Source organism: Pseudomonas profundi (genome assembly GCF_008638305.1).
In the GTDB taxonomy this organism is placed as follows: domain Bacteria; phylum Pseudomonadota; class Gammaproteobacteria; order Pseudomonadales; family Pseudomonadaceae; genus Halopseudomonas; species Halopseudomonas profundi.
This window is the reverse complement of sequence record NZ_VTPZ01000006.1, coordinates 119,452-145,308: the sequence shown is the minus strand read 5'-3', so window position 1 is coordinate 145,308 and position 25,857 is coordinate 119,452. Positions and strand designations below refer to the sequence as shown.

Genomic DNA, 25,857 nt, shown 5'->3' with positions numbered 1-25,857 from the left:
TGTTTTAAACCATCATGATTGTTTTTAATATAACCAAAGCCAGATAGCAACCCTGGCTCGCATATCAAGAAAGTTTATTTCGCTATAGCGAGGGAAGACTCGCGCTTGGAAAGCAGCTCATCAAACTGGCCCAGCGCAGTGCGTGCCAGCAATTCATGCAGCCGGTGCAAACGATCGCCAGTCAGATAAGGCGCCGGGTTCAAAGCGACCCCCTGCAGCGAATGCATGATCAAGTCTCGCAAAACTTCCCCTGCTTCTTTCATGTCAGGATCAGCCCATACGGGAAAGCGTGCCATCATGCTCGCGGAGATCCGTTGATCCAGCGCGCTTTCGAGCGGACTCATGATGTCATTGAGCAGTTCATTGGTCCTGGCGCCGCGGATCAACTCATGAAACGCCAGAAACGATGGCTTCATGTAATACGCCTGCAGCGCAGCGAGCGTTTCGCGCATGCTTTCCACCGTCGGAAAGCTCCCCGTCTTCAGTGTCACAGCCTGTATCGCCTCGTCATACTCACGGGCCCGAATATCAGTAATGTGTTCTGCTGCAGCGGCGAAGACGTCGGCCCGCGATTTGAAGTGATGGGTCATAGCGCCCCGAGAAACCCCCGCCTGTTTAGCGATTTTCTCGGTAGTCGTCTGGGTATATCCAATCTCGACCAGACATTGCATGGTCGCATCGAGGATATGCAAACGCATCAAGTGGCTCTTTTCTGCCTGCCAACCGGCCCCATCCGAGGCGGAATAGCGAGCGGGCCTACGACTCGTGCGTTTTTCAAGCGTATTTTGATTTGCCATTTAGACTCCGTGGGCCTTTTTGACTCCGTAGCGAAACAGTTCAGGCGAATGCCTCATATTCTACATCAAAAAAGAGCATCATGTTTGTTTTAAAACATAGGCACATTAGCGCTCACGTAAGCCGTACCGAGTGGCCCGCGTCAACGGTCAATACGCTGCCCGTTATGTAAGACCCTGCCTCGCTGGCTAATAACAGCAGCGGACCGTTAAGCTCATCGTGCCGCCCAAGTCGCTTGATAGGCAGTGAGGCAATTTCTCGTTTACCCGCTTCAGACTCATAGAAAGGGTTCGTCATCTCGCTCGGGAAATAGCCGGGAGCAATCGCATTGACGCGGATCCCGTAGGGCATCAGATCAAGCGCCATATACTGCGTCATGGACATGACCGCAGCCTTGGTGGTTCCGTAATTGAGGAACTGCGGTCGGGCCAGATGCCCAAGGATGGAAGCGATATTTATGATAGTGCCAGGCTTGCCCGCAGCAATAAGCCGCTTGGCCATTTCCTGCGCGACGTAGAATGGACCGGACAGGTTTGCATCCACCAGGGAGGTCCATTGCTCGCGGCTCATTTCCTCGAACGGAGCAGGGTTGGACAGTCCCGCGTTATTAATCAGTATATCAATGGGCCCTAATTGTTCCTGCACAACATTAAAAGCGGCATGTATGCTCGCCGTATTGGTGACATCCATGCTCAGAGCGATTGCCTTCCCACCGTCAGCAACAATCTCCGTCGCCACGTTTTCAACCGGGTCCAGGCGTCTGCCTACGCAAACAATGGAAGCCCCCGCTTGTGCCAATATCCGCGCAAAATGTGCACCGAGCCCCGACCCCGCACCGGTGACCAGCGCAACACGGTCATGCAAGTAAAACTGATCAACGATATTTTTCATTATTAGTGTCCTTATTAGACTCAACCGGTGCTATATCAGCAGCTCTGGTTGGACAAGCTGATCCGCGAAGAAGCGGCAGAAGCGGGCGGCATCGGCACCGTTGATAACCCGATGGTCATAACTCAGGGATAGCGGGATGAACCGACGAGTTACTATTTCGTCCTCCTCCATGACCAAGCGTTCGAATTCGCGGGTTATCCCGAGGATCGCCAACTCAGGTGCATTGATAATGGGCGTGAAGGAGGTGCCGCCAATGGAGCCGAGCGAGCTGATTGTCATGCAACCACCGGACATCTCGTTAATCGGCAGACCCTTGGTTCGAGCCTTCATTGCCTTTTCATTTAATTCATTCTGTAAATCGGCCACCGTTTTCCGGTCGGCGTCCCGAATCACCGGAACCAGCAACCCCTTCTCCGTCTCGACCGCTATGCCCACGTGATAATATTTCTTCAACACCACCTGCTTGCCCCCAGTGGCAAGTGATGCATTGAAAATCGGAAACTCCTTCAACGAATTGACCAGCGCCTTGATCAAGAACGGGAGCGGTGTGAGCTTGCAGCCAATTTCTGCTCCATAAGCACGGCGAAAAGCGTTTAGTTTTTCAGTCGGTGCTTCATCGTTGTGGGTCACGTGAGGAATGTGGGCCCAATTACGGCCCAGAAAAGCACCCGCATATTGTTGATGGCGAGATAGCTCTGCCCGCTCAACCTCACCAAATTGTGTGAAGTCCACTTCAGGCATGGGCGGTAAATTAGCCGGCCAGGCGGAGATATTGCTATCGTTGCCGCTCATCAGACCAGCTCTCCGATCACGGTTCCCACTTCGTAACTCTCGCCAGCTTCTTGCAGGATGCGCAGCGTGCCGTCAGCTGGGGCTTCAATCTCCTGCATCGATTTCTCGCTTTCGATGGCATAAAGCGGATCACCCTTGGACACGGCCGCTCCGTCCGCGACCAGCCACTCGGCCAGCAGCGCCTCGTTTACAGAAAAACCCAACTTGGGAAGAAGAATTTCGGTAGCCATAAGATCATTCCATTCTGTTTTTATTTAAGGGCTTCAAATACCGCATCAGTAATGCGCTGTTTGGTCGGGATGAAGACATCTTCGAGAGCCTTGGAAAAAGGTACTGGTGAACGTGCCGCGCCTACCCGCCCGACCGGCGCCTTGAGCTGACCGAACAACTCCTTGTGCACACGCGTAGCGATTTCTGCACCTACTCCAAAATCCACCTGGGCTTCATGGGCAACCACCAGGCGTCCGGTTTTGCCTACTGATTCAAGAATGGTATCCATATCCAGCGGGGAAATAGTGCGCAGGTCGATGACCTCGACGGAGATATCCTGCTTCTCCAGCTCCTGGGCCACCTGCATTACCTCAACCATGGTTCTGCTGTAACTGACAATGGTTACATGGCTGCCCTGACGAGCAATACGTGCCTTGCCGAGCGGAATACGCTCGCCTTGCACCGGCGCGTCACCCATGGCGAAATACAACGGCAAACCTTCTATGAACAGGCAAGGATCGTCATCAAAGATGCAGGACAGTAACAGGCCGTAGGCATCTGCCGGGTTTGAGGGAGCGACTACCTTCATGCCGGCAGTATGAGCAAACCAGGCTTCCAGATAGTCGGCATGCTGGCCGCCAGTACCAAAGCCAGCCCCGGTAGTAGTACGAATGGTCAGCGGGACGTTGGTCTGCCCGCCGGTCATGAAGCGCAGCTTGGCTGCATGGTTAACAACCTGGTCCATTGCTACGGTCATGAAGTTCATCAGCATGATTTCGGCTACCGGGCGCATGCCCGCCAGCGCAGCACCCACCGCGGCGCCCATAATCGCCTGTTCGGCAATGGGCGTGGACTTCACTCGGTCAGTGCCAAAGGCCTCGGACAATCCGGCGGTACATTTGAACACGCCGCCACCTTCTCGATCTGCAACATCCTCGCCGAGCGTGACGACATTTTCGTCCAGCGCCATCGCGTCGTGCATTGCCAGGTTGATGGCCTGGGACATATTCACGCGTTTTTTCTTTACTTCACTCATACCCCTACCCCCTCAGCAAATACATCCTTGCCCAACTCCGAAGCGTCGGGATAGGGACTGTTCAAGCCAAACTGAACCGCCTCTTCGAACTGCTCCCGATTGTCGTCTTCAATGGCTTGTAGCTGCTCTTCGGAGGCATGACCCTCGTCGCATAGCCAGCGACGGAACTTAGGCATCGGGTCTGCCGCCACCGCTGCTTCCATAATCTCCTTGGAAATATAATGGCCATCGTCACCAAGCAAATGACCACGGAAGCGAAACGTCTTGGCCTCTAACAGCGTCGGGCCCTGACCGTTGCGCGCGCGCTCTATTGCCTCCCGAGCCGCCGACCACATTTCGACCACGTCATTGCCATTGCATTGAATGCCATGCATGCCATACCCAATCGCGCGATCGACGATACTCTGTGCACCCGTTCCGTATTCGTACTTGGTGTGTTCCGCGTAGCCGTTGTTCTGGCAAACGAAAACGACCGGCAGGTTCCAGACTGAGGCTAGATTGAGAGCTTCATGGAAAGCACCGATATTTGAGGCGCCGTCACCGAAGTTCACCACCGTGACCTGACCGGTCTTTTTCAGCAGCGAAGCCCAGGCAAAACCATTCGCAATCGGCAAGCCGGAGCCGACCACGCCCGTCGTAACTGGCAAACCTGAAGCCATATGAGTGATGTGCATCGGCCCGCCCTTGCCTTTACAGGTCCCGGTGGCCCGCCCCATGAATTCCGCGACGAAAGGCTTTAACGGAATGCCCTTGGCCAACTGATCGTGTATTCCGCGATAGGTGGTTATCACATAATCGTCGGTACGCAGATTGGCTGAAATGGCAGATGGCACCAGCTCCTGCCCGCGAGGTGAGTAGTACGGCGAGGCAATCTGCCCGGCTTTGATCAATTCGATAAATCGGTCATCAGCGGTCTTGATCAGTGTCGCTTTGCGATAGATGTCAAGTAGCGTGGCCGTATCGGGAGACCTGGAATCAGTCATGGTTACCTCGCATGTGTGCCTCTTTTATTGGTTATACCCTGAATGTTTAAAACCGACAGGGTTGTTTTTATTGATTCTAGCCAGCGGCAGGGCAAACATGCAAGCTATTATTCAGCAATAACTCGCATAACCCTTTGCATGCTTTAATCGAGGAATTCGGTAAGCTCGAAAACGTTGCCGTCGGGATCCCGGCCGTATGTAGTCTTGGAATCCCCGAAATCCTGGGGAACGCAGTGAAACGAAGCCCCCAGTGCCTGGAGGCGCTCACAGACTTTATCGATATCGGTAACATCAAAACAGAAGTGAGTGATGCCATGATGGTGAACTGGTCGCAGGTTATCGACTACAGGCGGCACAGGCTGCTCGAATTGAAATAACTCCAGACGCATATCGCCCAGGCGCAGCATAACGGTTCGAGCGGCAGATTCCGGCAACCCCATAATATTGTTAATTGCCTCCTCCCCTGCCTCCCAATCGACCCGCCCTTCTTCAACAAAACCAAAGCCTTCGGAGTAGAACGCAGCCAACCTGTCCAGGCTGGCTGTGGATACAGCTACGTGATGTATGGCGTTAATCATAAAGGTAACGCTCCTGTCGGCTGAGGCGACAGTTCGCACTCACGCCCGCGAACCAAGAATAAGAGAAAGAAGGCGCACTTGATGCACGCCTTCCCGTCAGGTCAGTAGCAGCTCAAACACGGCCGGCAATATAGTCATTGATCACTTCGTGATAACGACGCACTCGCGACTCCTGCCCCGCTAGATAGGCGTCCTCGTAGCCGCGGGAGTGCAGCCCCTGTTGCTGGGCGATGGCCACACTCAGGTCCTGGTCTGCAACGAACCCCATGGATCTTTCCCCATGCATGAATACCTCATGAGCGGCAGCCTCCATCGGCCACATGCCAAGCGGCGTGACCGCCTCCTTCTCGCCCTTGGCCGGACGCACGAAATACCAATGATCAAACAGACATTTCTCGGGATCGGTCGGGTGCGGCTGCGGGCGCAGAATCTGGTAACTCTCGGCCGCCATGGTGAAAGACATATTGGGGAACAAGGTGTAGTGGTAATAATCCGATAGCTGATCGTCCGTCAGGTTTGCGTATTGGGCATAACCACGCTCTTCACCCAGCGCCCGTTTCTGCTTCTGCAGCGCAGGCCTGACCTCATGAACCCGCCCCTCGAATTCCTGAGGATCCAGCCCCCACCCGCGCATGATGTCGTCTAGCGGCGCCTGAACCCTTTTGGATTTGCCCCCACCGGATGGCAAGGAGCCCTTCATCAACATGCGGCTATGGCCGTTGTTGAATATCTGGAAAGTCGTGTTCTGATAGTCATCATCAATGTGCGTTGCCAGCTCCTTGTGCAACGCCTTCACGTGATAGGCTTCGTTGAAATTGTCCTGAATCACCTTCCAGTTACAGTTCACTTCACAGGTAAGGTGCATGACACGGACCATTTTGTCCATTTCATAAGCTTCGAGCTGATCGGCGACGATGCCCAGCGATTCACGCAAGGGCTTGGCCTCGCGATCCATATTGAACCAGACCAGGCCCCCAAAGGTTTCACAGCAAAGCTCCTTGAGATTGAGTTTGCCGACCGGATTTCCCTGCGGGAAATCTTCCGAGTCCTTGGCAATCAACAAGTCGCCGTTGAGGCCATAACACCAGCTGTGGTATCCACAAACCAGGCGGCGTACCTTGGTCTCTTCACACTCGACCATGCGGTTGCCGCGATGCTGACATACGTTATAGAACGCTCGGATACGGCCCTCGTCGTCACGCACCATCAAAATTGATTCGCGACCAATTTCATGTGTGACCACGCATCCAGCATCGGGAAACTGCGCTTCGACCGCACCCACCTGCCAGGTGCGCGTCCACATGTGGTCCCATTCCTGCTGCATGAACTCCTTGCTGTAATATCTATCACCGGAGATCGGGTCGCCGCGTAGAATTTCTTTTCCATCAACCAATGCCTGACGAGTACGTTCAGCCAACGATAAAGACGCATTCATATCCATAGACTCCTTCCCAGCCTCAGCCATAACAGGTTGAGAGACCGGATTATTGTTGTTTTCTGATCAAAGCGGTCGAATCAGACCATGCTGATAGACCGGGTCACTCTCATCACGCTGACCCTGAAGCTGGTATTGCTCGAACTCGCCGTCTGACCGCTGACTGAACGCCCACGAAGCGTTCCAGTCGAGCACCAGATCCCGGGAAAAGATTCGCCAGATCCCATCGCGCTTCTCCCATACATCGAGGTAGCGCATATTATCCGGACAATTGATCAGGCTGCCGTCTGGCAAGCGCACGGCAGCGTTGCCAAGCATGTAACTCTCTGCTCTGGCCCGGTCACCCTCCAGCTCCAAGCCCACATTGGTAAAGCGATGCCAGCCCATCACCAGATTTTCCTTGATGAAGGGTATGTTCTGCTCGCAGAAATCCCAGGCATTGCCCTCGAAAACGCCAAAATCGACAACGCCATCGGCGTGGAACACGGACTTGAGCAGCTCCAGATCGCAGCGGTCCACCGCCTGTATGTACCGGGTCATCTGATCATTGATCGCCTGACGATCAACTATCGCAAGTATTCTCTCGGCCGGCTCCATGATCAACCTCCGAACAATGCGTAAACGGGGTCACTCTGACTGCGCTCACCGCGTAGACGGAACTGGGCAAACAATCCTTCGTCCAGCACCGCGGTGGTAGGAAGGTTCATATTCCAGTCATGCACGAAGCTGCGCTTGGCAATCTTCCAAGCGCCCTGCTCCTTACGATACTGGTCAAGGAAACGGCCACCGATAAGGCGATCTTCCTTCTTGCCATCCTTGATGAGAGTGCTGATGTTGATGACGTATACTTCGCCTCGAGCGCTATTCCCATCAATCTCGAAGTACTCATTGGAAATAGAAGAGAAGGTGCGCTCCAGCGTATTGTCGGGCGAGGTGCTTTCCACCACAAAAGCTTTGGCGTCGCCCTGATGCTTGCCCCAGTCCACCTCAGCATCCTCAGTCCACAATGTCACCATCAGGCAACGATCCATTCGATCAAAAGCCCGGGCGACTTGCGCATTGAGTTGGTGAAGCGCCTGTTTGGCCTCTACCTCGAGAAGTGCCGGATCGGCATACTGGGTCATGGTGCCTCCATACCTGATTATTTGATTTATATTGGTAGCCGGGATACCCGTTAAGGCCTGGATCCGGTGATAAACAAACCATACTACCCGTGCTTAAAACAAGTCAAACTGTTTTTTATTTGTCCGTAGCGATGTTAGGCCCGCTCATTGCGCGCGGCCTGAGTCCCCGCTATCCGTCCAAAAAACGAACCAGGCCCAAGACTCATGCCGCTCGCGTAGCTTTTACCTGTCCTGGGAATGTGCACAGCGCAGGCGCCAGCCGAATAAAATCCGGGAATGGGATAGCCAGACGGATCAAGAACCTGAGACTGGGCGTTGGTCTTCAAACCGCCGAGGGTCATATAAAGATAGATGGATTTGTTGAAGGAGATATCGAACGCCGCATAGGGCCCTTGATCGAGGGGTTTCAGCCACTCCGCTGCTTTGAACAGATCAGGATCTGCTTCCTCCGCTGCGTATTGATTGTAGCGCGCCATGGTTGCTTGCAGCGCCCCGACCGGCATATCCAGCCCAGTCTCCATTTCTTCAATGGTGTCCCAGCCGTCGACAAGCTGGTGCTGGGCCGAGGTGATCTCGGGATAGGCAAAAACCTCAGCATCGACGATCAGGTAAGCAGTCTGATCCGGCTGCTCCATGACCAAGGATGCAGTACGACCGTGATAGGAATCTTCGGCGACAAAACGCTTGCCTAGCTTGTTGACCAGAATGCCTTTGATCAATTGCCCCGGGGGATAGATGGAGCCCGTTGCTATCACCCCGTCCATGGCGGCGGTCGCGGCGCCAATCTTCTGCCCCATAATGATGCCAGAGCCGTCCGTGGACGGAATACCTAGAGGCTCAGCCGTCTCGCTCATCAAGGGTACGTTTGCACAAACCATTTCGCGGTTCATGGCGAAACCACCCGTGGCCATGATCAACCCGCGGCGAGCGCCGATACGGAGCGTCTCTCCATTTCGCCTGGCTTCGACCCCTACGACTCGGCCTTGCTCATCACGGATCACCGATTGCACCTGGCAGTCGTATTCGGCGTTGATACCCAGATCCTCGCAACGCTTGAGGATGGCTTTCATTGCCTCGGCACCTGCATTTTCGCCTATCCCTGCGACCTTGTGTCCGCGAGGCGCCGGGCGCGCTATCAGTTTGTAGGGCCAGACTTTCTCGTTACCGGTACTGAAAAGACATTCGCTGGTATTGAGAAATACAGCTTTCTCCTTGTGTTCACTTCGCTCAAAGGGGACGCCCAGAGTCTCCAGCCAGTGGAAGTGTTCAAGGCTATTGTCACAGAACAGCCTGATTGCTTCGGGATCCTCGGCTTCTGTTGAGGCCATCAAGAACTTGTACATTTCTTCAGCGGTATCGTCATAACCAAAAGCTTTTTGTACCGGCGTACCGCCACCCAGATAGAAAATGCCTGATGACATGGCGCTTGACCCACCTCCCCCGCTGGCACGCTCCAGTACCAATACTTCAGCACCGGCTTGCTTCGCTTCGATAGCCGCGCAGGCGCCCGCAATACCGTATCCAACCACCACGACATCCGCTTCGATATTCCAATTCATCATGTTCTCGCTTTCATGGCATATGCTCTTTCAGATCGCCCTTGCTGCGACGCATTAGAGCTGTGGCGGTTGTCGTTGCGGATCGTCATTCAAGTAATAATCCAGCCAGCGATGGAAATACTGGTTACCCCGTTCATTCCGGCCAAAAGTCACGTTCTCGAATGCACCGGATGCCATGCCCCCTTGCACTTTAAGCCCCAGGTCATAGTCCTCTGTCTGAACCACCTCCTGCAGCCAGTCCATCATCTCTTCAAGCTTCTGAGTCTCTTCGGCAGTTTCCGGTTTATGCCGATGGATATAATGCAAGATGGTCGTGTTCTCACCCACCGTCGGACCGGGGATAAGCTGCGCGACCTGGGTTATTTCAGGCGCGACAAATATCGACGTGTTAGGGAAAATGGTCCGCACAAAGTCATAGCCATCGTTCTCATGCTTGTATCGTTCGTTCTCCGGAACCTCTTTCAGTTTTTCGATATTGCGCTGGGGAAAGGCAATCAACAGGTGTGGCCCGTAACCGCGAAAATCCATGATATTGGAGTAGGTACGCTGATTGATGGTTTTAGGATGCGCTGCCGCGAAATGATAGCCTTCAAGGTATCCGTCATAGGCGACCTTCCAATTCGCGCCGTGAATCACCCTCTGACCGCAATAATGCCAATCGGCAAACCCAAGATTCTCGATATCTTCGATCATGCCCCCAAGAAAATCTTTGAAATCCACCTCCAGACCTGGGGTCAGCACGGCAAAAATAAGCCCGCCGCTTTCATACACAGGTAACTGGGTGAGGCTCATCGCCGCCTTGTCGACTTCGCCATAGGTCTCTTCGCCATAGACCCGCTTCAAAGCGCCATCGTTTCCATAAAGCCAGGCGTGATAGGGGCAGACGAATTTGTCGCACTTGCCTTCACCTTCTGCCACCTGCATGCCGCGGTGTGCACAGGCGTTGAGCATGGCGCGCACTGAACCATCTTTGAGGCGGGTAAGCAGGAGCGGCACATCAAGCATGTTCTTGGTCTTATAGGAACCGGGGTCAGGAAGCTCCCCAGATAGCCCAACGAGTATCGGCAAGCGCTTGAAAACGGTTTCTATTTCCTGTTTCCAGCGCACCGGATCTGAGTAACTGCTGCTCGGAACCGCCATCTTCTGATCAGCCATATCGGTAGTGCGCTGCGCCACGTGTTCCAACAGCCGAGCGGCGATCAGGTTGTATTCCTGCTGCTTGTCTGGATTGCTCACTGGTTCTTTCCTCTTCAAGCGCTTTTGTTATTAGAAGTAAGGTCTATTGGGCCATTAGCGAGTTCTTGAACAAAAATACTAGTCGGTGCCAATACACCGCTTCCTCATTCGAGCCAACCAGGCATGAAGATGCGGGCAGTCTTCGGGTATGGGCTGGCCGACCTGCTCGCCAAAATCTGCGAAACATAACAATAGGAGGTCTACTACCGTGCAGCGTGAACCACATATGAACTCGTTATGCTTGCTGTGCGCTTCAAACCACCTCCAGCCCTCCCCCGCCGCGCGTTTGAATCCCTCCGCTGCATCCGGGTAGCATGGAACCCGATTCTTGAAAAGTTCGAACCCCTCGGCTCCCCGGAAACCTGCCGTAAGCGGCTGAACGATCATCTGATCGGCCCTGCGCCACCACATACGGGTATGGGCGCGCTCCTTCTCGCTAGTACCGATCAATGCCGGTGAAGGAAGGAGTTCTTCCAGGTACTCGCAGATAGCGGTCGTTTCGGCAATCTGCGACCCATCATCCAGTTCAATCGCTGGCGTCGTACCCGTGGGATTGACCGCCAGATAGGCAGGTTGCCGGTTTTCACCGGCGATGATATCCACCTCAACAAGAGACAGGCGTACACCTTTCTCGGCTGTAAACAACCGAATCAAGCGGGGATTAGGACCTATAGAATTATAGAGCTTCATGAATGCACTCCTGTCTCAAGCTCACGTGGTCAGAATTGCACCCGCTTGGTATAACCGCCATCGATCACCACATTGGTTCCTGTGATGTAAGACGCTGCCGGGCTGGAAAGGAAAACCACTGTTCCAGCCACGTCTTTTGGCTCGCCGAACCGACCGAGTGACATTTGCGACAGAGTCTGGTCATACAGCTCCGGCATTGCCTCTTTGATTGCTGACCAGTTACCACCTGGGTACTCAATCGGCCCGGGAGATACCATGTTTACCCGGATCTTCTTTTCTCCCCAGGCCTGCGACAGTTGCTTGCCATAGGTAATGATGGCGGCCTTGATGGCGTTGAATGCCTGCGGGACCATGAAAGTCTCGATCGCTGCGGTACTGGACATCAGTATGACCGACCCCTCACCGCTAGCGCTCAGATGCTCTTCCAGGGTTTCACAGCCAATCACTGCGCCCATCATGTCCAGCCGGAAGGTCATATCCCAATCGGTGGTGCCCTGAGCTCCGGAAGAACTCGCGTTATGGATGAAGATATCGCACCCGCCCAACCGCTCTGCCGCTGAGATCAGCCAGTTCTTATAGGCTTCGCTATCGTTCATGTCCAACGCATCACCGAACACCTTGACCCCGTGCGATTCAAGCACTTTCACCGTCTCGGCGACACGGGCGGCATCCCTGGAGAAGAAGGCCATATCACAGCCTTCAGCTGCATACATTTCCAGAGCAGCGCGCCCGAGACCACGGCTCCCACCATTGATGATGACTTTCTTTCCACGTAGACCTAGTTCCATGACATTCTCCTAATGATTACGCTGTTTTAACAATCAGCATTTACGCTCAACCGCCGGTTCACTGGCCCAGGCCAGCCCTCGACGAAGCAGTTCATAAAAAACAGGGGACTTCCACGAGCACCTGTCCACATCGGGCCAATAGTCCATCAGTGGCCTGAGATCGTAATGCCCGCGGCAATGGCCCAGTGTCAGATAAAGAACAGCACCCTTTCCCAAGGGCCTGCGATACAACACAGGATGCCGCTCAGGAAGCCATTGATCGCGTACAAAGCCCGGCGTTTCGCCTTCAAACTTGATATCAAGCAGGACATCAATGTCAGCGCATTGGTCGACCAGATATTGCTCGTCGACAACTTCGAAGTCTTCGATTCCTTCTACCAGCGGATCCTCCGGCTTGGCCACTCGCACAGTAAACGGGCCAATTGGCGGGTGAGAAGCAAACTGGCTCCCTAGCGTTTCCATAAAGTGATTGGCCCAGTCAGGGGTATCGACCAGACCATTGTCCAGGAAACGCAGGATGGAATTGGTGCCGTGCAGTGCATACCAACGCCCGCCTTGCTCAAGCCAGCTGCGCAATGCCTGTTGCTGATCCAGGCTGGGTATAACTTCGCACGTATAAGTAACCAGAAAGTCCGCATTCGTTATCGCTTCAATATTTGAGTAATCTTCAAATACCCGGACCCTGATTCGTTCATTTTCAGCAAGCAGCTTCAGGAGTTCCAGGCGCGCAAAGTCGATATCGTGATACTTCCCTGCAGCGACGAAAACACAGTTGATGCTGTCTGCGTGATTAGTATGTGTATTCATGGCGTCCTATCTTGTTTCTGCTGGTGAACAACCTGCTCCTTGAGGAGCAGGTGTCAAAATCAACCGTTTCTTATCACCGTTAAACTGGATGGGTTTCCATAGCATTTTCGCCTGGTTTGGTTTCGTCGACGCGTACGGGAGCCGAAGTTGCGCCTTGTAGAAGGAAGTGCGATAGGGCCGGCACGAGGATTAGCGCGCTGATCATGTTCAGCGAGAACATGAACGTCAGAAGTATCCCCATGTCCGCCTGGAACTTGATAGGGGACCATGCCCAGGTGACGACACCGGCTGCCAATGTGACCCCGACCAGCGCGACTACCTTGCCCGTCGTCGCCAAGGCTTTCCGGTAAGCGTCGGCAACCGAATATCCCATACGCTGGAAGGCAAGCTGAGTGCTCAACAGATAAATTGCATAGTCAACGCCGATCCCCACACCCAGGGCCACGACAGGCAGCGTTGCCACCTTCACACCGATACCCAGGAAAACCATCAGCGTTTCGGCAAGCATGGACGTAAGAATCAGCGGCACGAGGGCAACGATCACAGCCCGCCAGCTTCTGAAGGTAATCAGACACAACAGTGCTACTGCGGCATAGACGTAGAACAACATCTTGCGGTTGGCTTCTCTGACCACGATGTTGGTCGCGGCGTCAACGCCGGAGTTACCCGCTGCCAGCAGGAACTGATGGTCTTCCGTGCTATTTTCTTCGGCAAATTCACTTGCAGCCGCCACAACTCGATCAAGGGTATCGGCTTTATGGTCAGCAAGATAAGCCAGCACCGGCGTCATGTTGCAACGCGTGTTCAGGAATTCCGAGTTCCAGGAAACAGCGTTACCGATCTGTGCGTCGATGAGCCCCTGGTTGTCGCTGACCGTGGCCCACTTCGGATTACCTTCGAACATGCCTGCCGTGTAATTACGCACGGTATCAGCCAGGGAAGCGGTACGCTGAACACCCGGAACCTGTGCCAGCTTCCATGACAGACGATCCACTTGCGTCAGGGTTTCGAAGCTGCGACAACCGTCGTCGGGCGTCTTGACCATGACGGCAAACACGTCGCTGGAAATGCCGTAGTGCGATGTAATGTAGGCATTATCCATGTTGTAACGCGAATCGGGACGCAGTTCAGGTGCCCCCGCGTCCAGATCGCCAACCTCCAGCTTGGACGACATGTAGACGCCCCAGGACAACAGGATGGCGGCTACAACCACTGCGCCAGTAGCCCAACTCCGATGAGTAAATAACGCCAATCCGCGCCAGAGTGCGCCGGGTCGGCGCTGTTCGACTGCCAAGCTACGCTGCGCCGCTTTCGGGCTTACACCGATATAGGAGAGCAGAACCGGGATAAGGATGAGGTTGGTAAAGATCAGAACACCAACACCAATGCTGGCGGTCATCGCCAGGTCACGGATCACCGGAATATCGATGATCATCAACACCGCAAAGCCCACCACATCCGCCAGAAGCGCGGTCAAGCCAGGTAGAAACAGACGGCGGAAGGTGAATCTGGCAGCCACCTCCTTATGCGTGCCTCGTCCGATGTCCTGCATGATGCCGTTCATCTTCTGCGCACCATGACTGACCCCGATGGCTACCACCAGAAATGGCACCAGCATCGAAAAGGGATCCAGCTCATAGCCAAGCAGAGTCACCGCACCCAGTTGCCAGACGACAGCCACGACAGAGCAAGAAAGTACCAGGAGCGAACTGCGCAGGCAGCGGGTATAGCTATAGATAATCACTACCGCAATGATTGCCGCAATCAGGAAAAACAGCATGACGAGCTTGAGCCCATCGATCAGATCGCCGGTGAGCTTTGCAAAGCCGATGATATAGATATTGACGTCATGCTCGGGACTGTTGATGTACTTCTGACGAATGTCTTCGATGGAATCAGCCAGCACCTTATAGTCGATCGGATTGCCTTCAGAATCCTGCCCCATCAAAGGCACAATAATCATGCTGGAGCGATAGTCATTGGCTACCAGGCTTCCCACTACATCTGCTCGACCGATATTGATGCGCAGATTGCGAATACTTTCTGGCCCACCGTCATAATCGTTCGGCAGAACGGGACCCCCGGTGAACCCCTCCTCGGTGACCTCGGTCCAACGAACCACCGGGGTGAAAATCGACTTCATCCACGGACGATCCACCCCGGGAAGAATAAAGATTTCATCATTGATACTTGCCAGGGTATCCAGGTAGCTAGCATTGAATATACCGCCCTCCTCTGCTTCTACCACGACCCTGATAGAGTCGCCGAAACCACGCAGCTCTTCCCGATTTTCGAGATAGTTCTGCACGTACTCATGGCTTTGCGGCAACGTCTTTTCGTAGCTTGCGCTAACCTTGAGATCCTTGAGGTGATATCCAAAAAACAGGGTAAGAATCAGGCAGAACAGCATTAACAGAACACGGTGATTGAAAACCAGTCGCTCAATCACCCCACCCGAGTTCTTATCGAAATCCTCAACACGGGTCACGGCGTCGGAATTGTTTTTATTGGGTGACATGGCGAAGCTCCAGGTTCATGGCTAAGTCGTCTGATTCAAGCAAAGACACGCTGGACTCCCCGGGGGAACTGTCTTGCGCCATCACTGCGAGGTTCTGCACACCTTCCGCGCCGACAAGTGCGAGATGGTTGCTAGAAATCTGAGCCAACCCATAGAAAGGCATGGATTCGATAATGGCCTGGGGGGCGAAGCTGTCACCTCCATCGCGACTGACCAGAAGCTCTCCGGCGAGATTGACCAGCGCGACACCTCCATTGCCAAAAATAACCCCGTCGGTAATACCCGCTTCAGAGGTGATTTCGAGACGGGTCCAGCTTTCGCCCTGATCTGTGCTCTTGAATGCGCTTCCCCGCATGCCGAAGACGATCAGCTCATTGGTCCCGATGGCAGCACCAAACAGAGTCCCATCGTAGGGCGTTTCAACCGACACAAACTGCTGCTGGCCTTCATCCAGGCGCCAGACCATCCCCTGTTCTCCGGTGATGTAAAGACCGTCTTTCCCCGAGTTGATGGAATAGAAATGCAATTCGTACGGGTTGTCTATTCGATGCGCCCAAGGCTGCCAGGTGTTACCGCCATCCACTGTCTTCAATAAACGATTGAAAATGCCTACGACGTAACCCACTTGATCGCTTTCAAAATATACGTCCATCAGCGATTGCGTACCGCCGAACTCGATCAGCAACTCTTCTCGCGCCACAAACATCTCAGCGTCCGGATCGGCTTCGGCCTGCCGCGAGTAGTAATCGAGAACGAGCTTCGAAGCCTGATGACCATCCAGCTGCAAAATCCAATTCATACCACCATCTTCAGTTTTCAGTACCACACCGCCATGCCCTACTGCCCAGCCACGCTCGGCACTGGCAAAAGAGACTGCAACGAGATCGCTACTGACTGGAACATTGGCCTGCGTCCAGCTGACGCCAGAATCGTCAGACACCAGAATGTGGCCCCGCTGCCCTACCGCAACCAGCCGCCCATCACCGGCCTTGGTAACTGCGGTAAGCGGACTCTTGGTTGCTTTCACGCTCTTTATTGCAGGTGTCGACAGAGGGCTTTCAAAAGCAAAGCTTGAAAGACTCATTAGAAAAATGGCCAGCAACAAGCAGCACCGCAACCAGACAGCGACGCCCGTTTTCTGAAGGGAGCAGAGGGAGAAAGCACTGGCTCGGGTGGCCCGGCGTTCCAGACCCGAGGAAAGCATGGATAGCAGCTCGCGACTCATCATTAGGGACCCTGTTTATTTTTGTTGTGCGATTATTAAAAAACCAACCTGACGGTTTTTAATAAAGTACTAGCTCTTAGATATCCGTGCAAGCCCTGATCATCCAATCAGTCGCCCCATGAATGCAATGGGAACCATGGACGAAATCTGGTGACGCAGGCGAAATGTAGCAGCGGTTCCCCGGTTCGACGTACAGTGCTGAAAACCGAACCCGAATGTATTCCAGATCACCATTGGCCAGTCCAGCACTCGTCGCGACCTTTGGATGGGCGCGCATACAACCTGGTTTCGGTGAAACGTCCTCCTCCTTCAATCAGGTGTCACGAGCAATGCTGGCTCAACCCGCCTCCTGCAAACGCCGGCAGGTTTGATTCAACCCTTTGAACATAAGAGCATAGGCGGCACGCAGAAAGGCTTCAGCCTCTTCGGCATGGCCTGGCTTGGCAGTAAATTCACCGCGGTAATTGAGGCGACAACGGTTACCGGGCAAAACGTCTATCCAGCCATTCGCCTGGTAATAAAGCAAACCAGCGGGACGATCCCCCACGATAGAGAGCTTGTAGTTAAGGCTATCCGGGTCCAGATAATCCAGGCGCTCGCTAACCGCTAACGGAAAGCCCTGGTTGTAAATATGACGGATCTGACCGATACCCTCCCCTTCGATCTCAACCCGTTCAATCATTACGGTCTCGTCGTCGGTGGGCCACCAGCCCTCGATGTTTGCGAAGTCAGCCAGCAACGCCCAGACCATGGCGGCGGGCGCGTCTAGATCGTGATGTGTTTCTACCTGCTGCATGAAATTCTCCGTGAGTGAAAAAAAGCAAAGCAAAATGGATAATCGATGTCGTGGACCCGTTCGGACCCGTCTGATGCCCGACATGGAGCAACTATCCCCCCACGTCGCGGCACATAGCTTTTATGTGTCGGCTCAGGCCGGGCCGCCTACCATCGAGCCAGCGTTGTCGATGACGAACTGTGCACCCGATACATGTTTTGATTCCTCCGAGGCGAGAAACAGAACCATCTGCGCGACGTCCTCAGGCTTGCCCATACCGCTGGCGTCTTCGATCACGGTGAGCGCCAAAGGCGTGGCGATTGGTCCAGGCAACACAGCGTTGCACCGGATTGGGTATCCCTTCTGTCGACAATGCACGGCTACAGTATGGGTCAGTGCCAGCACGGCGCCCTTGGCTGCCGCATAGGACGGCACCAGAGGATAGCCGCGAATAGCCGTTAACGAAGACATGTTGACAATCGAGCCGCCTCGCTCACGCATGGCCTCGATCGCGTAGCGGCAACCAAGAAAAGTACCGTCGTTATGCACCGCATTCGTTCGCTGATAGAGCTCCAGCGAAGTAGACTCAATGTCCGCGACCTGTACAGTACCGGCGTTATTCACCAGAACATCCAACCCGCCATAGTGTTCTGTAATGGCGTGCATCACTCGCTTCCAGTCGCTCTCGGAGGTCACGTCGTGGTGCAGAAACAGACCATGCAAGGTATCCGCCAGTATCTGGCCAGGCTCGTCGTCGATGTCGGTTATTATTACTCGGGCGCCCTCAGCGGCAAACAGTTCGGCATCAGCACGCCCCAGCCCAGAGGCGCCGCCTGTAATCAACACAACCCTATCTTTCATACGCATAAGAACCTCATCTTCAAAGGTATTGCATGAAAGGGCGAAGCGCCCGTAAGCGCCTCGCCTGGCATTCAGCGAACTCCGCTGCCTGCCATGGATTGCGGATTGAAATGGGCATCGGGCCGACCGTCGGTAATGACCCAGCCAGTACCCATGGTGGGATTTTGCGAGCGGTGATAGGCACCGCTAGAGAGATCGTAGGTCACGGTTTCGTCAGTGGCGTGGCCGGTAGCTTCATAGAAAGTGATCGGCAAGTTGTGCGTTACCCGATACACGCTGCCCGTGGCGTCATAGTTGTCGCTGATGCCAGTGCCATAAAGATCCTCGTCGAGATAAAGCATACGCCGTGGGTAGATGTGACGGTTCCCTTCCTTGAGAGTGGCCTCCACAACCCAAACGCGATGTTTTTCCCAACGCATGCAGTCGGGGTTGAGGTGGTTGGGCGTTTCGGCAACCTCGTCCGGGCAGATGTTGCGGTCATGCAGCTTGTAGGTGTTATAGGGAATGAACATCTCCTTCTTGCCCTTGAGCTCGAAGTTGTAGCGATCCAGCGCGCCATAGAAGATGGCCATCTCGTCGACTACGGCCACTCCCGCCCCGGTGGGGCTGGGGGTATCGTATGCAATATCGGGAGCCAGCTTCACGCGGCGCTGACCAGGCAAGTACTGCCAGGCCCGCCGGCCGGTATCAACCATGTCAATGGAGTCGCGCACAACGATCTTCTCGCCGTTCTTGCGCGCCGGATCGTGGAAGTCGTTGCGGATCATCTCGTAAACATCTGATTCACCGATCGGCTCGGTACGCTCGGGATCGAAGATAGGGTACTGGATTTCCATGCTGGCAACGCCGGTCACATTCCGGCGACCGCTGGAGTCCACCACACTGCCGGTAAACAGCGGCGTTTCGAAGGCGAACTGATCGAACTTCAACAAGCGGTTCCACATCACTTCGTTGCCGGTCTTCGGGAAGGGAAACGGCGTGCCGCCATAACAACCCGAAAGGCCCAGTTCATCGTTGACCGTCTTGCACTCAGTCAGGTTCTTTTGAGCATTTTCCAGATAGTAATCCGGATACGCGGCCGAGCGGTGGGTAGGGTAAATGTCCATGCGAAAGGAGGGATACTTGCGCAGCATTTCTTTCATGCCTTCGCTCAGCTGGTCAGCGTACTCATCCATGTTGTCGGCGCTAACCGAAAACAACGGTTCTTCCTCCGCGAAGGGATCGGGGCGGTAGCCTGGTTTCTCCGGATCGTAGGTAGATGGCGGAGAGATTGAGCCGGTATATGCCGGGATGCTGCCGTCAGCATTGGCTTGCTTCTCCGCCCCCCAAGGGGTGAACTTGGTGCCGATCTGGTCAATCTCTTCCTGGGTAGCCGCGGCTTGGGCGGAGAGCGCAAAGCTCCCCGAAATAACGATAGCGGTGACGCTGCGCGCAAGACATTTCATTGGTTAAACTCCACTCTTGTTGTTGTATTCACGGGACTATCCGCGTGTGCTTCAGTCTTGAAAGATCAGGACGCAACCCTGATCATCAACTTGCCCTCATTGCGACCTTCGAACAGCAAATTGAAAGCATCCAGGGTGCTTTCCAACCCGTCGATGATCTGCTCTTTGAAATGCAGTCGCCCCTCTCCGACCCACTCACGCATTTGCGCAATGCCCTGGGGAAACTGATCGAGATAATCGGAAACCAGGTAGCCTTCGATCGTCGCGCTGCGTGCCAGGATCTGCCAGAAGTTATAGGGCCCCGGTACCGGTTCGGCGGTGTTGTAGCTGGAAATGGCGCCACAAAAAACGATGCGAGCATCCTTGTTCAGGTTCAGCAGCGTAGCGTCGAGTATTTCACCGCCAACATTGTCGAAGTACACGTCCACACCCTCGGGGCAGGCCCGGCCAATCGAGGCCACCATATCGGGATCCGTGCGGTAATTGATCGCCGCATCGAAACCCAGCTCCTCGACAATCCAGCTACATTTTTCATCGCTACCGGCGATGCCAACCGCACGGCAACCCTTAATCTTGGCGATCTGCCCCACCAGTGAGCCCACCGCTCCGGCCGCGGCACTGACCAGCACGGTTTCACCCGGTTTTGGCTTACCGACTTCCAGCAAACCAAAATAGGGCGTCAAACCAACCGCTCCGTAGATGCTGAGGTAGTAGTGCTCCTCGTCGCCAGGCTGCAGCTCCACCGGAGAAAAGTAACCAGCGTCAGCGACCGAGTACTCTTCCCAACCGCCGACACCTACTGCAATTTGGCCAGGCCGGAAACTGGGGGAGCGGCTTTCCACCACCTCGCCAATCACAGTGCTGCGTACCGGGTCGCCGATGCGAATGGGTGGCAGATAGCTGGGCCGTTCCGACATCCAGTCCCGGATCGCCGGATCGATGGAAAAGAAGTGGTTGCGCACCATGATTTGTCCGTCAGCGAGGTCGCCAAGCGGCTGTTCGCGCAGGACTACATCCTCATGCGTTGCGATTCCCTGAGGACGGCGCTCAAGGATCAGTCGCCGCTGGGTAGTGGGTTGAGGCATGACAAATTTCTCTTGTTATTGTAATGAATGAGGCTCGGACACTGGATACCGGGCCATCGCTCTGGCTGACGACGGATCCACTCGAGCACGGTCTCGTCGCGATATTGTTCTGAAGCCGCATGAGCTTCAGACGTTAATTAAAAACCAACAGGACCGTTTTTAATTAACCTATACCTGTATTGCGGTTCCTTCAAGTATCTTTCTTGTTATTCCATATTTATCGGCAGACAAACGGTGCCTATGCCGTTCCTATCCAGCCCTGCTAGCCAACTGAAGCCGACGCCGCCTGCGGTTGATTGCTGTGCTGCTGCGCCGTCGCTTGCCCGAGAATGAGGTCCGCTGCGCGCCAACCCAGCGCCATGGCCGGCCCGTTGGTGTTGGCCGAAACCAGGTCCGGCATTACTGAACAGTCTGCAGCCCGCAGCCCCTGGACACCGCGGACGCGCAGTTGCTCGTCTACAGCGGACCCAGGATCCCGCCCCATGCGGCAGCTTCCCACGGCATGGGTGCCACACAACGAGGCAGTGCGAAAGTAATGCAGGATCTCTTCATCAGACTGGCACTGCGCGCCTGGCACCAGCTCTTCGCCGACGTATTTCGACAGTGCCGGCTGGCGCATGTAGCGACGCATATAATGCACCATGGCGACTGCGGCCCGACGATCCACTTCGGTGGACAGCCAGTTCGGCGTGATCGCCAGAGCTGCATCAGGATCGGCGGACTGAATCAAGACCGTTCCCTCACTTTCAAGATTCAACAGTTGTCCGTAGATGGTGATGCCGGGCTTGTCCTCGACTCCGTCCGGCACCGGGAAGTTGTCTTCGCTGCGGGGATAGGTAAAGGCGCTGAGATACAACTGGGCATCGGGCCTGGCCAGGTTCGGCTGAGTACGAAAAAAGGCGCCGACCTCGAAGGGTCCCGTCGCCATCGGCCCGCTACGGGTGGTGTAGTACTGAAGCAAGCTACCCGCCAGGCCGACGCCTTGGAAGCGGTGGTTCAACCCCTTCGTCTTCAGCAGACGATACGGCAGCAGGAATCCCAGGTGATCGCGAAGATGCTGACCAACGGCACGGTTGGCCGCCACCGTGGTGATACCTAGCGGGCCGAGATGATCGGGATCTCCGATACCTGACAGCTGCAGAATTTTAGGCGTCAGGATAGTTCCGGCGCACAGAATGACCTCACCACGACAAGCGAACTCACGTAACTGTCCGTTCACCTTCGCCCGCACGCCCGAGGCTCGCGAGCCCTCGAACAGCACCTGCTCAACCTTCGCACCTGTCTGAACCAGCAAGTTCTTGCGTGACAGCACTGGATGCAGAAAGGCGGTGGCGGCGCTGACCCGACGGCCATCCTTGATCGTGTGGCTGTAGTAGCCAACCCCTTCCTGGCTCTCGCGATTGAAGTCCTCTACCCGCGGCAACCCCATCTGCTCTCCAGCACTCACCATGGCTTCGCTGGCCGCATACCGGAACTTTCCCGTACTGATATGCAATGGCCCACCCGCGCCGCGCAACTCGTCAGCGCCCAGCTCGTGGTCTTCGATGGCGCGAAAAGCTTCTTTCATGGCCGTCCAGCCCCATTCCGGCCCCGCCTTTTGCTCCCAGCGCTGATAATCTTCAGGCTGGCCGCGCACGTAAATCATGCCATTGATGGAACTGGAGCCGCCGATCACCTTGCCGCGCACCCACATTTCGGCAGATTCGGTGTCGGGAAAGCGCGGCTGCTGCACAGGAAAATGCCAAGCGTGCCTAGGGTCGCTTACCAGTTTGGCGATGCCCTTGGGCATCTTGATCAGTGGGCTTTTGTCCCAGTCACCTGCCTCCAGAAGCAACACTCGCTTCGAAGGATCCGCGGACAATCGGTTGGCCAGTACACAACCGGTGGAGCCGGCTCCCACAATGATGTAGTCGTAAGTGTTCATGATCGTGTCCTTAAAAGGGGCTCATGCCGCCGTCGGCGGTATAGAGAGAGCCGGTGACGTATGAAGCCTGCGGCGAGAGCAGGAAGGCGATCACACTAGCGATTTCCTCCGGCTCGGCATAACGGCCCAGCGGAGTGGCTGCGCGATTGGCCGCCTCAGTGGCTTCAGCGTTGCCAGAGTCGCGTTCGATGCGCCGCATCATCTCGGTATTAATTGTCCCCGGCAGTACGGCATTGACCCGCACGCCAACGCCAGCGGCTTCCGCTGCTGCTGTACGGGTCAGGCCGATAACGGCGTGTTTGGACATGACGTAGGCGCCGTGGGTTGGCGCACCCATGATTCCAGCCAGGGACGACAAATTAACGATTGCCCCACTGCCCTGCCGACGCATCACCTGCAGTACGTGTTTAAGACCCAGAAAAACACCGCGAACATTCACCGCGTAAACCCGGTCGAGCATCTCCACCGATTGCTCCTCGATCAGCGCGGGAGCGCCTTCAATACCGGCGTTATTGGCAAAGCCATCGATTTTTCCGAAACGCTCCAGCGTCGCAGCGACATAGCGTTTCACCTCTTCCTCGCGGGACACATCCGCGGCGACCAGGAGCGTGCGAGCCGGGTCCAGGTCTGCGCTCATTGCGGCCTTTTCCAGGCCGGCCTGTTCCAGATCCACCAGTACAATCCGATGACCCAACCCGTGCAGGTGCCGTACCAGGGCCAGGCCTATCCCTCCTGCTGCGCCGGTTATCACCGTTACAGGAGCTTCAAACATGAGCGGGTTCCTGTGCGGCAGCCCGGATTTCGTCAATCGTCGGTGCCGGCTCCGAGGCGTCTCGTACCTTGACCATCAACTTCCCCTTGTTGGCACCGGTGAACAAGCGGGAAAATGCATCCAGGGTATTTTCCAGTCCTTCGACAATATCCTCGACAAACACCAGGCGGCCGTCGGCAATCCAACCGCTCATTTCCTCAATGCCTTCGCCAAACCGATCCTTGAACTCAGGAGAAATAAAGCCCCGCACAGTGAGACTGCGAGCAAGAATCTGCCAGTAGTTGAACGGCCCAGGCACTGGCTGCTCAGTATTGTATTGAGCGATAGCGCCACAAAACACGACCCGACCGAAGGTGTTCATGTTCAGCAAGGCAGCGTCGAGAATCTCGCCGCCGACGTTATCGAAATAGCTGTCGACACCGTCCGGACAGGCTTCTGCAATCGCGCTGGTCAGGTCTCCGCAGTTTTTGTAATTGATTGCGCAGTCGTAACCCAGCTCTTCTACGATCCAGCGGCATTTCTCGTCGCTTCCGACGAGACCCACGGTACGACAGCCCTTGATCCGCGCGATCTGACCTGCGAGCGAACCCACCGCCCCTGCTGCGGCACTGACTAACATCGTTTCCCCAGCCTTCGGCTTGCCAATATCCAGTACACCAAAGTAGGGCGTCAGACCCACTGCGCTGAAAACGCTCAAATAATGGCTGAGCGGAAAACGCGGATCAGGCTCAATGCGATCCAGCTGTTCGCCATCGGTCAGACTGAAATCCTCCCACCCATTGGCCGCAAGCCCGACGACAATATCTCCACTCTGGAAATCCGGATGACAGCTTTCTATTACGCGGCCCAGGGTTGAACTGCGTACCGGCTCACCCAAAGCAATGGGCGGCATATAGCTGGGTTTTTCGCTCATCCAGCCTCGGATCGCCGGGTCCATCGACAAATACAGGTTCTGCAGCAAAACCTGTCCCTGGCCAGGCCGACGCAGGGGAGAACTGCGCAGACGGACATTATTTTCGTTGGGCACGCCCTCTGGGCGAGACTTCAGACAGAGCTGGCGATTGAGTAGCGTCATGGGGTGGTCCTTTTATTATTGAGTGGAAGGCTTTGATTTGCGAGGTCGTCGCGAAGCGAGAAGGGTCCGCCTGTAACCGGGACAGCCGCGCGCGCCCTCGGCAACAACAGCAGACAAGCAGCCCAGATGGTGACGACGAGTGATAACAGATAGCTCCACTGCCCCCAAGCCAGTACAGCCAGGAACAGCGGCGCTGCAATGGTGGCACCGAGGCCGGTGATCTGGCCAACAAGCCCTACCGCAGCGCCCGACATGCTCGGATCCGGCAACACGCGTGGCAGCAACGAGTAGGTCATAGCGATGAATCCACCCATGGCTACCTGCTGAGCGATAGCCCCGGCCAACGCCACTGGCAGAACGCCCCATGGCACATAGAACGCTGTGCCACCGCACACCGCGATGGCAACGATAAGCGTGCCGACGGGGCGCCCCGCCACGCCCTTCGCAAGCAGCATGCCGGTCACCACGCTTCCGGCGATGCCGGACAGGCTCGCCACGGCCATGATCTGCGCACTCAGGGCCGGCGAGACTCCATGCACCTGATTGAGATACAACGCACCGATAACATTGGTGCCGACCCCCGCCAGGGAGGCGAGACTAAGACCAATACCAAAACGCAAGACGCTGCCATTACGCAGAACCACGCGGAAATTACCGGCAACCGGCGTCATGCGGATAACTGGGAGCAGCAGGCTGGCCAGACTGAAAAGCATCAGCGCCACACCGTAAATCAGAAAACCGCTCTGCCAGCGCTCGCCACCAGCAAAAAAGGAAACCAGCACTGCGCCAACCGCGAAGCCTACCGGTGCAACTGTTGACCATAGCGTCAACGCCTGCACCTGTTGCCGCCCCGAGGTCATCATCATGAGCAGGCTTTGGCCCGCCGTGAGCAGCGCCACAAGCGCCAGCCCCTGCAGTAACAACGCGCCACGGAACAGAGCAAAGTGCGCGGTCCAGGCGTTGACCAGAGCACCGAACGCCATCAACACCGCGCCGATGGCCAGCAATCGCCGCGGCCCGAGCCGGCCGATCAGCCAGCCCATCAGTACTCCAGCGAACGCCAGTGGCAGAAGCTGACCGGCAAGCGCGATGCCGACCCCCTGACTATTCACTGCGAAGTGCCGCTGAATGTCGCTGACCAGCGGTCCCATCATCCCCAGGGGCGAAGTCGCCGCCAGGCCGAACAGATACACCAGGATAATTTTCAACCACATGCTGCGCATGCTCAGGCCCTCACCAAGATTCGGGAACCA

The 25,857-nt window shown here is 55.5% G+C and carries 25 protein-coding genes; all 25 read right to left on the bottom strand.

Translation table 11 applies throughout. From position 1 onward, the window contains the following. Positions 1-74: 74 nt before the first annotated feature. On the bottom strand, positions 75-698 hold the full coding sequence (locus FZE95_RS10075) for a TetR/AcrR family transcriptional regulator (RefSeq protein ID WP_223825024.1): 624 nt from the start codon (positions 696-698) through the stop codon (positions 75-77). A gap of 211 nt (positions 699-909) precedes the next feature. Then, positions 910-1,686: an SDR family NAD(P)-dependent oxidoreductase gene (locus FZE95_RS10070; protein ID WP_150300754.1), complete on the bottom strand. Its 777-nt coding sequence runs from the start codon at positions 1,684-1,686 to the stop codon at positions 910-912. A 30-nt stretch (positions 1,687-1,716) separates the two neighbouring features. Then, a complete protein-coding gene (locus FZE95_RS10065) occupies positions 1,717-2,478 on the bottom strand; it encodes a 2-oxo acid dehydrogenase subunit E2 (protein WP_150300753.1) in 762 nt (253 codons plus the stop codon). Then, entirely contained in the window at positions 2,478-2,708 is a 231-nt protein-coding gene (locus tag FZE95_RS10060) for a biotin/lipoyl-containing protein (RefSeq protein ID WP_150300752.1), read from the bottom strand. Before FZE95_RS10060 ends, FZE95_RS10065 begins: the two co-directional genes overlap by 1 nt. Positions 2,709-2,728: 20 nt before the next feature. Further along, positions 2,729-3,724 (bottom strand): alpha-ketoacid dehydrogenase subunit beta, encoded by a 996-nt coding sequence (locus FZE95_RS10055; RefSeq protein WP_150300751.1) that lies wholly within the window; start codon positions 3,722-3,724, stop codon positions 2,729-2,731. Continuing rightward, positions 3,721-4,707 (bottom strand): thiamine pyrophosphate-dependent dehydrogenase E1 component subunit alpha, encoded by a 987-nt coding sequence (locus FZE95_RS10050; protein ID WP_150300750.1) that lies wholly within the window; start codon positions 4,705-4,707, stop codon positions 3,721-3,723. The genes FZE95_RS10055 and FZE95_RS10050 overlap by 4 nt, the downstream gene beginning before the upstream one ends. Positions 4,708-4,850: 143 nt before the next feature. Further along, on the bottom strand, positions 4,851-5,285 hold the full coding sequence (locus tag FZE95_RS10045) for a VOC family protein (protein ID WP_150300749.1): 435 nt from the start codon (positions 5,283-5,285) through the stop codon (positions 4,851-4,853). Positions 5,286-5,397: 112 nt separating this feature from the next. Next, positions 5,398-6,720, bottom strand: coding sequence for an aromatic ring-hydroxylating oxygenase subunit alpha (locus tag FZE95_RS10040; protein ID WP_190324545.1), 1,323 nt, complete (start codon positions 6,718-6,720; stop codon positions 5,398-5,400). Positions 6,721-6,786: 66 nt separating this feature from the next. Further along, complete coding sequence (locus tag FZE95_RS10035) at positions 6,787-7,317, bottom strand: nuclear transport factor 2 family protein (RefSeq protein WP_150300747.1); 531 nt, start codon at positions 7,315-7,317, stop codon at positions 6,787-6,789. Positions 7,318-7,319: 2 nt separating this feature from the next. Beyond that, on the bottom strand, positions 7,320-7,844 hold the full coding sequence (locus FZE95_RS10030) for a nuclear transport factor 2 family protein (RefSeq protein ID WP_150300746.1): 525 nt from the start codon (positions 7,842-7,844) through the stop codon (positions 7,320-7,322). Between the two features lie 134 nt (positions 7,845-7,978). Further along, on the bottom strand, positions 7,979-9,406 hold the full coding sequence (locus FZE95_RS10025) for an FAD-binding protein (RefSeq protein WP_150300745.1): 1,428 nt from the start codon (positions 9,404-9,406) through the stop codon (positions 7,979-7,981). 51 nt (positions 9,407-9,457) lie between these two features. Beyond that, positions 9,458-10,639 (bottom strand): aromatic ring-hydroxylating oxygenase subunit alpha, encoded by a 1,182-nt coding sequence (locus tag FZE95_RS10020; protein WP_223825023.1) that lies wholly within the window; start codon positions 10,637-10,639, stop codon positions 9,458-9,460. 78 nt (positions 10,640-10,717) lie between these two features. Beyond that, the gene (locus FZE95_RS10015; RefSeq protein WP_150300744.1) at positions 10,718-11,329 is read right to left on the bottom strand and encodes a glutathione S-transferase family protein; all 612 of its coding nucleotides are present in this window, start codon (positions 11,327-11,329) and stop codon (positions 10,718-10,720) included. A gap of 29 nt (positions 11,330-11,358) precedes the next feature. Then, positions 11,359-12,117, bottom strand: a complete 759-nt coding sequence (locus FZE95_RS10010) for an SDR family NAD(P)-dependent oxidoreductase (protein ID WP_150300743.1) — start codon at positions 12,115-12,117, stop codon at positions 11,359-11,361. 33 nt (positions 12,118-12,150) lie between these two features. Then, positions 12,151-12,924 carry a ThuA domain-containing protein gene (locus tag FZE95_RS10005; protein WP_150300742.1) on the bottom strand — a complete coding sequence of 258 codons (774 nt, stop codon included), beginning with the start codon at positions 12,922-12,924 and terminating at the stop codon, positions 12,151-12,153. 79 nt (positions 12,925-13,003) lie between these two features. Beyond that, a complete protein-coding gene (locus FZE95_RS10000) occupies positions 13,004-15,442 on the bottom strand; it encodes an efflux RND transporter permease subunit (RefSeq protein ID WP_150300741.1) in 2,439 nt (812 codons plus the stop codon). Beyond that, positions 15,429-16,547 (bottom strand): WD40/YVTN/BNR-like repeat-containing protein, encoded by a 1,119-nt coding sequence (locus FZE95_RS09995; protein WP_150300740.1) that lies wholly within the window; start codon positions 16,545-16,547, stop codon positions 15,429-15,431. Before FZE95_RS09995 ends, FZE95_RS10000 begins: the two co-directional genes overlap by 14 nt. 457 nt (positions 16,548-17,004) lie before the next feature. Next, on the bottom strand, positions 17,005-17,463 hold the full coding sequence (locus FZE95_RS09990; protein WP_150300739.1) for an SRPBCC family protein: 459 nt from the start codon (positions 17,461-17,463) through the stop codon (positions 17,005-17,007). A 132-nt stretch (positions 17,464-17,595) separates the two neighbouring features. Further along, positions 17,596-18,309, bottom strand: a complete 714-nt coding sequence (locus FZE95_RS09985) for an SDR family oxidoreductase (protein WP_150300738.1) — start codon at positions 18,307-18,309, stop codon at positions 17,596-17,598. A gap of 65 nt (positions 18,310-18,374) precedes the next feature. After that, positions 18,375-19,748 (bottom strand): DUF1329 domain-containing protein, encoded by a 1,374-nt coding sequence (locus tag FZE95_RS09980; protein WP_150300737.1) that lies wholly within the window; start codon positions 19,746-19,748, stop codon positions 18,375-18,377. Positions 19,749-19,813: 65 nt separating this feature from the next. Next, positions 19,814-20,833, bottom strand: a complete 1,020-nt coding sequence (locus FZE95_RS09975; protein WP_150300736.1) for an NADP-dependent oxidoreductase — start codon at positions 20,831-20,833, stop codon at positions 19,814-19,816. Positions 20,834-21,095: 262 nt separating this feature from the next. Beyond that, positions 21,096-22,757, bottom strand: coding sequence for a GMC family oxidoreductase (locus tag FZE95_RS09970; protein WP_150300735.1), 1,662 nt, complete (start codon positions 22,755-22,757; stop codon positions 21,096-21,098). A gap of 10 nt (positions 22,758-22,767) precedes the next feature. Further along, positions 22,768-23,529, bottom strand: coding sequence for an SDR family NAD(P)-dependent oxidoreductase (locus FZE95_RS09965; RefSeq protein ID WP_150300734.1), 762 nt, complete (start codon positions 23,527-23,529; stop codon positions 22,768-22,770). Beyond that, the gene (locus FZE95_RS09960) at positions 23,522-24,604 is read right to left on the bottom strand and encodes an NADP-dependent oxidoreductase (protein WP_150300733.1); all 1,083 of its coding nucleotides are present in this window, start codon (positions 24,602-24,604) and stop codon (positions 23,522-23,524) included. Before FZE95_RS09960 ends, FZE95_RS09965 begins: the two co-directional genes overlap by 8 nt. Further along, on the bottom strand, positions 24,601-25,818 hold the full coding sequence (locus FZE95_RS09955) for an MFS transporter (RefSeq protein WP_190324544.1): 1,218 nt from the start codon (positions 25,816-25,818) through the stop codon (positions 24,601-24,603). The genes FZE95_RS09960 and FZE95_RS09955 overlap by 4 nt, the downstream gene beginning before the upstream one ends. Positions 25,819-25,857 lie beyond the last annotated feature (39 nt).